At 72.0% G+C, this 10,380-nt stretch carries 8 protein-coding genes and 1 pseudogene; 4 read left to right on the plus strand and 5 right to left on the minus strand.

The genetic code is table 11. From position 1 onward, the window contains the following. The 4 genes and pseudogenes from VH569_RS34595 to VH569_RS34610 form a co-directional block, all read left to right on the plus strand. A pseudogene (locus tag VH569_RS34595) lies at positions 1-371 on the plus strand (hypothetical protein); the annotation flags it as partial. After that, positions 368-1,258 (plus strand): ABC transporter permease, encoded by an 891-nt coding sequence (locus VH569_RS34600; protein ID WP_423321730.1) that lies wholly within the window; start codon positions 368-370, stop codon positions 1,256-1,258. The pseudogene VH569_RS34595 and the gene VH569_RS34600, both read left to right, overlap by 4 nt. A gap of 10 nt (positions 1,259-1,268) precedes the next feature. Next, entirely contained in the window at positions 1,269-2,948 is a 1,680-nt protein-coding gene (locus tag VH569_RS34605; protein WP_423321731.1) for an amidohydrolase, read from the plus strand. Further along, positions 2,945-4,402 (plus strand): FAD/NAD(P)-binding protein, encoded by a 1,458-nt coding sequence (locus VH569_RS34610; RefSeq protein ID WP_423321733.1) that lies wholly within the window; start codon positions 2,945-2,947, stop codon positions 4,400-4,402. Before VH569_RS34605 ends, VH569_RS34610 begins: the two co-directional genes overlap by 4 nt. A 9-nt stretch (positions 4,403-4,411) precedes the next feature. Here the strand turns inward: VH569_RS34610 and VH569_RS34615 are convergent, their stop codons facing one another. From VH569_RS34615 to VH569_RS34635, 5 genes are all read right to left on the minus strand, one after another. Further along, positions 4,412-6,712, minus strand: a complete 2,301-nt coding sequence (locus VH569_RS34615) for a molybdopterin-dependent oxidoreductase (RefSeq protein WP_423321735.1) — start codon at positions 6,710-6,712, stop codon at positions 4,412-4,414. Beyond that, positions 6,712-7,455, minus strand: a complete 744-nt coding sequence (locus VH569_RS34620) for an NrtA/SsuA/CpmA family ABC transporter substrate-binding protein (RefSeq protein ID WP_423321737.1) — start codon at positions 7,453-7,455, stop codon at positions 6,712-6,714. The genes VH569_RS34615 and VH569_RS34620 overlap by 1 nt, the downstream gene beginning before the upstream one ends. 390 nt (positions 7,456-7,845) lie before the next feature. Then, positions 7,846-8,571, minus strand: a complete 726-nt coding sequence (locus VH569_RS34625; protein WP_423321739.1) for an ABC transporter ATP-binding protein — start codon at positions 8,569-8,571, stop codon at positions 7,846-7,848. Further along, positions 8,568-9,443, minus strand: coding sequence for an ABC transporter permease subunit (locus VH569_RS34630; protein WP_423321741.1), 876 nt, complete (start codon positions 9,441-9,443; stop codon positions 8,568-8,570). Before VH569_RS34630 ends, VH569_RS34625 begins: the two co-directional genes overlap by 4 nt. A gap of 225 nt (positions 9,444-9,668) precedes the next feature. Beyond that, entirely contained in the window at positions 9,669-10,376 is a 708-nt protein-coding gene (locus VH569_RS34635) for an LLM class flavin-dependent oxidoreductase (RefSeq protein WP_423321743.1), read from the minus strand. Positions 10,377-10,380 lie beyond the last annotated feature (4 nt).

Raw genomic sequence — 10,380 nt, forward strand, 5'->3', positions numbered from 1 at the left:
TCGCCCGCGCCCTGGTGGTGGAGCCGGAGGTGGTGCTGATGGACGAGCCCTTCGCCGCCGTCGACGCCATGACCCGCACCAATTTGCAGGAGGATCTGCTGCGGCTGTGGCGGGAGACCGGGGTGTCGGTGCTGTTCGTCACCCACAACATCGACGAAGCGGTGTTCCTCGCCCAGCGCGTCGTGGTGATGGGGGCCGGGCCGGGGGTGATCCGCGAGGATCTGGCGGTCGATCTGCCCTATCCGCGCGACCGCGGCTCGGCGGAGTTCGGCCGGGAATACGCCCGCATCGCCGCGGCGCTGGCCCGCGGCAGCCGGGGGGCCGAGCGGACCAATGGCGACCAGAGCGACGGCGAACGGAGGGCGGCGTGACGGCGGCGACGGACGACGCGGCCGGCGACGGCCTCTCCACCCCCCTGCGCCCGGCGGAGGCGCCGTCCGACAGGGACGCCTTCGCCGAAGAGTTCCGCCGCGCCCATCGCCGCGGCCTGCGGCGGGCGGCCTGGCTGCGCGCCCTGCTGAACGTGACCGGCATCCTGCTGTTCCTGGCGGTCTGGGAGGCGGTGCCGCGGCTGGGGACCTGGGTCAATCCGGTGCTGCTGCCGCCGCCATCGGCGGTGTTCGACAGCTTCGTCCCGATGCTGCTGTCCGGCGAGATCGCGGCCAACATCCTGGCCAGCCTGCGSCGGGCGGCGCTGGGCTTCGCCATCGCGACGGCGACCGGCGTGACGGCYGGGYTGCTGACCGCGCGCATCGGCCTGCTGCACCATGTCAGCGAGCCGATCCTGCACGGCTTCCGCTCCGTSCCSTCCATMGCGCTGGTGCCGCTGTCGGTCCTGTGGTTCGGCATCGGCGAAGGSTCGAAGGTGGCGCTGGTCGCCTGGGGCAGCTTCTTCCCSATCTGGATCACCACCTTCATCGGCGTGCGYGACGTGCCGGCCGCCTATCTRCGCTCCGCCGCCTGYCTCGGCGCCGGRCGGWTGGCGACGCTGCTTCTGGTGGTKCTGCCGGCGGCMCTGCCGATGATMCTGGCCGGMYTGCGYCAGGGCATCGCCGTCTCGCTGATCCTGCTKGTCGCCGCCGAGCTGTCCGGYGCGCGGGARGGGRTSGCCTACATGATGTCCACCGGCCACCAGATGTTCCGGGTCGACATCATGCTGATCGGKCTGGTGCTGCTCGGCACCTTCGGYTTCATCGCCGACCGCCTGTTCGTGGCGCTGATCCGCCGCCTGTTCCCCTGGTACACCACCGCCTCGTGAGGATCGCCGGATGAGCGGACCGAGTTCTTCYCCCACCCTGMTYCTGCGYAACGCCAAAATCCTCACCTTCGATCCSGMCCGGCCGCGCGCCAGCGCGGTGGCGCTGGCMGGCGACCGCATCCTCGCGGTCGGCGGGGAGGAGGTSGCGGCRCTCGCCACYKCYGCCACCGARGCMATCGAYCTGGGYGGCGCGACRCTGATCCCCGGCTTCAACGACGCCCAYGCCCATATGGAGCGCGARGGGCTGAAGCGCCTGCGSCCCTCGCTGGCCGGTGCGCGCAGCGTCGGCGACATYCTGGAGCGGGTGCGGGCGGTGGCGGCTGAGACGCCACCCGGCCAGTGGATCGTCACCATGCCGATCGGCACGCCGCCCTTCTTCTTCGACGGTGCGGCGACGCTGGCCGAGGGAAGGCCGCCGGACCGGCACGAGCTKGACCGYGCMGCRCCGGACCATCCGGTCTACATCCCCGGCCTGTTCGGCAACTGGGGCAAGCCGCCGGGGCACAGCGCGYTGAACAGCMGGGCGCTGGCGMTGAACGGCATCACCGCRGCCASCCTGCCGACCTGCGCCGGCGTGGAGATCCTGAAGGATKMSCGYGGCGAGCCGACCGGCGTGATCGTCGAGCACAACAGCCGCCCGACCGTCGAGTTCGACCTGCTGCCGGCGGTTCCCCGCTTCGGCTTCGCCGAACGGCTGGARGGYGTSCGGCTGTCCCAGCGGCTCTACAACGCCCARGGCACCACCAGCATCTACGAGGGGCACGGCTCCGCGCCGCAGACCATCTCGGTCTACCGCCGGCTGTGGGAGCTGGGGGAGCTGACGGTGCGGGTCGGGCTGGTGGTCAGYCCGAGCTGGGCCGACATCGCCGAGGCGCGCCGYGCCATGCGCGACTGGCTGGCYCATGCGCGCGGCGCCGGGCTKGGCGATCCCTGGCTRMGGCTGTCGGGCGTCCACATCGCCTATGGCGGCGACCCGGCGGTCGCCTGCTGCGCCCGCGACAATCTGCCGGACACCGGCTGGTCGGGCTTCGTCGAGCAGGCGCTGACCCCGGCCGACTTCYGCGAGGCCTGYTTCCTGGCCGCCGAGCACGATCTGCGCCTGCACACCATCGTCAGCGACAGGCTGCACGAGGTGGTGCCGGTGCTGGAGGCGGTCAACSAGCGCCATCCGCTGTCCGGCCGCCGYTGGGTGATCGAGCATATCGGCCGCGCCCGGCTGTCCGAYCTGGAGGCRYTGAAGCGGCTGGACGTGCTGGTGACGACGATCCCGACCTATTTCCTGTGGAAGGGCGGGGCCGCCTATCTGGAGGAGCCGGAYGGCGGCGATCTGGTGGTGCCGCACGCCCATCTGCTGCGGCTGGGCATTCCGACCGCCATCGCCACCGACAACATCCCRCACGAYCCSTTCTTCACCCTGTGGTCGGTCTGYAACCGGCTGGAACGGACCRGCGGCCGGGTCATCGGKCCCGACCAGCGGCTGGAYGCCGAAACGGCGCTGCGGCTGTTCACCGTGGCCGGCGCCGCCCTGACYTTCGACGAGGGRTGGAAGGGGCYGCTGCGTCCYGGCTTCGCCGCCGACCTYGCGGTGCTGTCGGAGGATCCCACCGCCATCGACCCGGASCGGYTGCGCGACCTGCGCTGCCGCCTGACRCTGGTCGGCGGACGRATCGTCCATCGCGAGGGRCTGTGACCGTGCCGCGGCCGKTGCGGATCGTCATCGTCGGTGCCGGCGTGTCGGGCAGCGGCGTCGCGGCCGGGCTGGTGCGCGCCGGTGCCGCGGGCGGCTTCTCCGCCGAGGTGGAGCTKGTGGATCCGCGGCCGTCGYTYGGGGSCGGGCTSACCTACGCSRCGGGCGGCGACCCGCGCCACCGGGTGAATGTTCCCTCCATCCGCATGGCGGCGGTGACCGGACGGACGGCCGGGGAGGGTGAGGAGGAGGATTTCCATCGCTGGTGCTTGGAGCGCGGCGTGCTGGAGGCCGATCCGGCCGGTTGGGCGGACGGGCTGCATTATCCGGCGCGGTCGGTGTTCGGGCGTTATCTCGACGAGAGGCTGCGCGCGCTGTTCGCCGCGGCCGGGCCGGTGCGGGTGACCCACCGGCGCGACCGTGCCGTCGCCGCCCGCCGGCTGGCATCGCCGCAGGGAAGCGGGTTCGTCGTGGAGCTTGCCGGCGGCAGGGTGCTGGAGGCCGATGCGCTGGTGCTGTGCACCGGAAACCCGAGGCCCGAGCTGCCGGGTGTGCTGGCCGGGCTGGCGGGGCACCGGCGGGTCGTCGCCGATCCATGGGCGCCGGGTGCGCTCGATCCCATCGGCCGGACCGACCGGGTGCTGATCGTCGGCACCGGCCTGACCATGGGAGATGCGGTGTCGACGCTGATCGGCCGCGGCCATCGCGGGCCGCTGACCGCGCTGTCCCGCCACGGGCTGGTGCCGCGGCCCCGCCCTGGCGGGCATGCCGATTCCTGGACCGATTTCGCCGCCGACCCGCCTGCCGGGATCCGGGACCTGTTGCGCCGGGTACGCGCCGCTGTCGCGGACGCCGGCAGGCAGGGGCGGCCCTGGACCGACGTGCTCGAAAGCCTGCGTCTTCAGAACGCTGTCCTGTGGGCGGCCCTTTCCATTGACGAGCGGCGGCGGTTCCAGCGCCATCTGCGGCCCTGGTGGGATGCCCACCGTTTCCAGGCGGCCCCGCAGGTCGCCCGGCTGGTGGCGTCCGCGCAGGCGGACGGGCGTCTCACGGTGCTGGCTGGCCGGCTGGTCGCGGCGAGCGCCGACGATCATCCGTCAGGCGGCGGCGATGGAGGTGGCGCTCTGTGGGTCGTCCACCGGCCGCGCGGCGGCGAAACCCTGGTCGGGCGCACTTACGATGCGTTGGTGAATTGCACGGGCGCCTGCCATGGCGCCTCGTTCAGGCGCAATCCGGTGCTGGCCGCCCTCGCCGGCCAGGGGTTGATCCGGCCCGATCCGCTCGGCATGGGGGTGGAGGTCGACGGGCGGCACCGGGCGCTGGGCGCCGATGGCCGGCCGGCATCCAACCTGTACGTCGTCGGCCCGCCGACCCGCGGCAGCCTGGGCGAGGTGGTCGGCGCATCGGAGATCGTCCCGCATGCGCTGGCTGTGGCGGAGGCTCTGGCGGCGTCGTGAGAGTGCATCTTACGGGCGGCCGACGAAGCGCGGCGGCTGGAAGGCGCGGATCGGCGGCAGCGGGCCGGTGAAGCGCTCGACCTCCACCAGGGCGCTCTGGGCCGAACAGCCCTGGGCAAGGGCCGAGGTGCCGGTGTCGGGCGTCACCATGTTGGGATTGCCGTGGGCGTCGAGGCTGCCGTCGGTGTCGGGATCCACCGGATCGTACCAGGCGCCGGTGGCGATCTGCAGCACGCCGGGCCGGATGCCGTCGGTCAGAACCGCACCGGCCAGGAAGGCGCCGCGCCAGTTGAACACCCGCACCACGTCGCCATCGCCGATGCCGCGCGCTGCCGCGTCGCCGGGATGGATGCGGATCGGCTCCCGCCCGGCGATCTTGCTCTCGCGGCTGACCGCGCCATGGTCGTACTGGCTGTGCAGGCGGGTCGCCGGCTGGCAGGACAGCAGATGCAGCGGGCCGTCGTCGCCGGCCAGCCCCGGATGCTCCGCCGGGTCGCGCCACACCGGATGGCCGGGGCAGTCGGGCAGGCCGAAACCGGCGATGGTGGCCGAACCGATCTCGATCCGGCCCGACGGGGTGGGCAGCGGCGATCCGTCCGGGTCGGCGCGGAAGGCTTGCAGCAGGATTTTCTCCGGCTCGACCAGRGGGATTTCGGCMAGYCCGGCCGCCAGGAAGCTGCGGAARTCCGGCAGCGGCACCGGGGCGTTGAASCGGCATTCCTCATAGAGCCGTTCCAGCCAYTCCYCGGTGGTCAGCCCGCCGGTGAAGWCSKYYTCCACCCCCAGCCGGCGGGCGAGYCCGGCGAGGATGGCGTGGTCGTCGCGCGCCTCGCCGACCGGRTCGAGGGCGCGGGCCATCCACACCAGRAAGCGGTCGCCGGTGGCGCCGCCGATGTCGTCGCGTTCCAGCGCSGTGGTKGCCGGCAGCACGATGTCGGCGAATTTCGCCTGGGCGGTCCAGAAGGGATCCTGGACGATSACCGTYTCCGGCCGCCGCCAKGCCCGGACCAGCCGGTTGATGTCCTGATGGTGGTGGAAGGCGTTGCCGCCGGCCCAATGGACCAGCYTGATGTYGGGATAGCRCCKYGTCTGCCCGTTGTAGCGGTAGGAGGCGCCGGGGKTSAGCAGCATGTCGGCGATGCGGGCGACCGGGATGGCGGTGTYCACCGGGTTGCGYCCCTGCGGCAGCCGCGGCCCGGTCACCCGGCGCCGGCCCGACCCCATGGTGTTCATYACCGAATAGCCGACKCCCAGCCCGCCGCCGGGCGTGCCGATCTGGCCCAGCATCGCCGCCAGCGTCACCCCCATCCAGAAGGGCTGTTCGCCATGCACCGCCCKTTGCAGCGACCAGGCRAGATTCATCATGGTYCGGCTGCCGGCCATGCGGCGGGCMAGCGTCRCGATGGTCYCCKCCGGCACSCCGGCGATGGCGGCGGCCCAGCCGGCATCCTTGGCGACGCCATCGGCYTCSCCGGTCAGATAGCGSYGGAAMYCSYCRTAGCCGACGGTGCAGCGGGCGAGGAAATCGCCGTCCGCCAGCCCGTCMGCCACCAGCGTGTGGGCRAGGCCCAGCATGAARGCGGTGTCGGTGCCGGGCCGGATGGCGATCCAYTCCGCCCCCGGCACGTCGTCGAGGTCGTGGCGCACCGGGCYGACATTGACGAARYGCACGCCGGCCGCCGCCAGCCGGCCCARCGCCGGCTTGACCAGATGGTCGCTGGCCCCGCCCGATCCRACCTGSGCGTTGCGGGCCGGCAGGCCGCCGAAGGCGACGAACAGCTCGCAGTGCTTTTCCAGGCTGCTCCAGGCGGTSTGSGACAGCATMAGRTCGTCCATCGACGCCAGGATGCGCGGCATCAGCACCCGCCCGGCGCCTAAGCTGTAGGTGTCGCTGTGCGCCGTRTAGCCGCCGATGCAGTTGAGRAARCGRTGAAGCTGGCTCTGGGCATGGTGGAAGCGGCCGGCGCTGGCCCAGCCATAGGAGCCGCCGAAGATGGCGGCGTTGCCATGSTCSCGCCGCACCCKGTCCARYTCSCSMGCGGCGAGGTCGAGCGCCTCGTCCCACGACASYTCSACGAACGGTTCGCGTCCGCGCCCGTCGCGCGATGCGGGGCCGTGGCGCAGGAAGCCTTCGCGCACCGCCGGGCGGCGGATGCGGGCGGGGGCGTCGATSCCGTCCACCAYCGACCGGCYGATGGSCGACGGCGCCKYGTCCCACGGGGCCGGGTCCAGMGCGGTCAGCCTGCCRTYCGCCACCCGCGGCCGGTAGACMCCCCAATGCGTCGCGGTGAAGCCGTCCCCGCCGCTCATCACAGCGCCGCCAGATGGTCGGCGACCCTGACCGGCTCCGGCAGGATGCGGCGGGCGACCAGCCAGTCGGCCGCYTTCTGGAGRTCGCCGACGAAGGCGGCGTCGCTGACCGGATAGAGCCGGTACTGCCGYTTCAGCGCGATGTAGCCGTCGCGGATCTCGTCRCGATAGCCGGCCTTGGCCTGGACGATGGTCTCCGCCTCCACCGTGTTGGCCGAGGCCCAGGCCGCTTCGGCGGTGAAGGCCGCGTTSAGGGCGCGGATCAGGGCCGGRTTCTCCTGYGCGAAGCGGCGGCGGGTCAGRTAGCTGGTGAARTCGATCTGGAAATCGAGGTCGCGCTCCTCCTGGAAGATGTCGTGCGCCTTGTACTCCARSCGGGCGATGTCGACGCCGGGGCTCCACATCGACCASGCGTCCACCTTGCCCGATGCCAGCGCCGGGGCGGCGTCGGGCGGGTTGAGATAGACRAAATTSACCTTCGARCGGTCGACGCCGTGCTTYTCCAGCGCCGCCACCAGCAGGAACTCSCCSAGGCCGGAGCGGTTGACCGCGACCGAYTTGCCGACCAGATCGGTGACCTTGTCGATGCCGGAGCCGTCCTTCGCGATGATCGCSGTGGTGCGCGGGGTGTAGTTCAGGAACAGGCTGAAGACCARGGGCGAGCCGGCGATGATSGCSGCCAGCGCCGGGGTGGTGCTGCCGCCGAAGCTGAAATCGGCGGTGCCGCCGGTCACCGCCTGCAAGGTCGGCGCATGGTTGGGGAAGGGGCCGAKCCAYTCGACCTTGATGTTGTCCTTCGCCAGGGTCYTCTCCAGNNCTCCCCNNGCTCCTTGGCGATGAAGGCCAGRCCGGAGAAGCCCCAGGTCAGGCGGATGGTRTCGGTGTTGCGRCCGGCSGTGGTCTGGSTGGCGGCRYGGGCMGYYGRKAGSGWGCCCSCCARCGGATCGAAGCCCGYGGCGAGGCCGGCGGCCCCGGCGCCGATCAGCGAACGGGCGAGGAAGGCGCGGCGGGTGGTNNNNCKNNGGGNCGGAACGGGTCGGTCATCGGMGAAGGCTCGTTCGGTCGGAAGAAGGGKCGGWCGGGNTWWGRRGKCSGRCGGSYKGKWGGGCGGKMNNCCGGTYRGGCGGCRCCGGTCAGGCGGCGGCGSTTCCCTGCACGCCCAGYTCSGCYAGCAGCAGCGCGCGGAAGYGCTGGGGATCGGCGGCGGTCTCCGGCAGATGTTCGGCGGCGATGGCGCCGTCCCRCATCACCAGGATGCGGTCGGCCAGCCGGATCGCCTCYTCCACGTCGTGGGTGACCAGCAGGACGCCYGGCCGGTGGCGGGCCACCAGCTCCTTGACCAGCCCGTGCATGCGGATGCGGGTCAGCGCGTCGAGCGCCGCGAAGGGCTCGTCGAGCAGCAGAAGCTCCGGCTCCTGYACCAGCGCCCTCGCCAGCGCCACGCGCTGGGCCTGACCGCCGGACAGRGTGCGCGGCCAGTCGTCCAGCCGGYTGCCCAAGCCCACCTCSGCCAGCGCCGCCGCCGCGGCCTYCCGCGCGCCGCGCTCCGGCAGRCCGAGCGAKACGTTGCGCCACAGGCTGTCCCAGGGCAGCAGGCGCGGCTCYTGGAACACCACCGCCGGCTTGCCGGGAGCGTCGATGCGGCCGCCCTGGATCGGGTCSAGCCCGGCCAGCGCCCGCAGCAGCGTGGTCTTGCCGCAGCCGCTCTCGCCCAGCAGGGCGACGAACTCGCCGCGGGCGATGCGCARRTCCAGCGCGTCGATCACCACGCGGCGGCCATAGGCGCGRCGCAGGCCGGTGACGGTGACGGCGGGKTCGGCGTTCGSGACGKKWAGGGCGCTCATYTGARGGGCGCTCATCGGGCKGCTCCRTAATTSGGATGCCARGCSAGCAGGCGGCGCTCCAGCAGCCGGGCYAGGCTGTCGGCCAGYACGCCGATCAGGGCGTAGATGACGATGGTCAGCACGATCACGTCGGTGCGCAGGAACTCGCGCGCGTCCATGGCGAGGAARCCCAGCCCGGCCTGCGCGCCGATGGTCTCCGCCACCACCAGCGCCAGCCATGCCGTCGCCAGCGCATAGCGSACGCCGGTGAGGATGGAGGGCAGGGCGCCCGGCAGGACGATCCGGCGGATMAGCAGTGCGGTGGACAGGCCGCGCACCCGKCCCAGTTCCAGCAGCTTGGGATCGACCTGCCGGATGCCGWGCGTGGTGTTGATGTAGACCGGGAAGGCGACGCCCAGCGAAACYAGGAAGATCTTCTGYCCCTCGCCGACGCCGAACCACACGATCACCAGCGGCAGCAGCGCCAGGAAGGGGATGGCSCGGATCATCTGCACGCTGCGGTCGACCAGCGCCTCGGCCAGCCGGGAGAAGCCGACCAGCGTGCCGAGCGCGAAGCCGATGCCGCCGCCGATGGCGAAGCCGGYSGCCGCCCGCAGCAGGCTGGTGCCGAGGTCGCGCAGCAGCGTGCCGTGCAGCGCCAGCTTCCAGGCGGTCGCCACCACCTTGCTGGGCGCCGGCAGCACCTGCGGCTCGATCCAGCCGTTGCGGGCCAGCCCCTCCCACACCGCCAGCAACAGAAGCGGCGCGATCCAGGACAGGGCGACATGGGCTCTCGTTCCGATGCGGTGCTGTCCGTCGGAGATCGGGCGGCGCACCCGTTTCGCTGCGGCCGGTGCTTGCGGCGTGGCGGCGCGGCGGACGCCGAAACTGCTGTCGAGGCTGCTCATGCGGGGGCTCCACGGCTGGGCTGGACGGCTTATCGATGGATGGGGAATCGACGCGGCGCCAGGCGCGGCAGCCGATGGCATGGCCGGGCGGATGAATAAGGCGGCGCACCGGACAGGCAGGGCAATGAACCGATCCCAGCTTGCTTTAATCTACTAAATCAGTCAACAAATAAAACTTATAACACTATAGATGTTTGTATATATCTGTGGCCCTCGGCGGCAGCATCACGCATAGCGTGACGCCGGCCGGTCCAGCCCGAGATGGTCGCGCAGCGTGGCTCCGCTGTACTCGCGCCGGAACAGGCTGCGCCGCTGCAATTCGGGCACCACCTGCGTCAGGAAGCCGTCGACGCCGCCCGGCAGATAGGGCGGCATCACGACGAAGCCGTCGGCCGCCTGTTCCGTGATCCACTGTTCCAAAATGTCGGCGACCGTCTTCGGCGATCCGGCGGCGACGGCGAAGGACAGGCTCTCGACATAGGCGGCGCCGACCTCGGCGACGGTGGCACCGCGCTCCAGCGCGTCGGCGATCACCCGCTGGAAGCGTCCGCGGCTGCCGGTGATGACGTCGCGCAGATCGGGGAAGGGGCCGTCCAGCGGATGGCGCGACAGGTCGTAATTCATGCTGCCGGACATGAAGGTCAGGCCGGCCACCGGGTCGATCAGGTCGCGCAGCTCGGCGCGGATGTCCTCGGCCTCGGCATCGCTGCGCCCGACGATCGGCATGATACCGGGCAGCACCTTGACGCTGCCGGGCGGACGCCCGTTGGCGGCGACCTGGGCCTTGAAGGCGGCATAGGCCCGCTTGGCGCCGTCCAGATCGGGCTGCACGGTGANGGACACGCCGGCCTGGATGACGACGGGATGGCCCTGGGGCGGCCGTTCGACGTTCAGCGGGCCGCGGACGCGGAAATGGCGGCCCTCATGGTCGATGTAA

It is taken from the genome of Azospirillum sp. 11R-A, assembly GCF_049472615.1.
Classification (GTDB): domain Bacteria; phylum Pseudomonadota; class Alphaproteobacteria; order Azospirillales; family Azospirillaceae; genus Azospirillum; species Azospirillum palustre.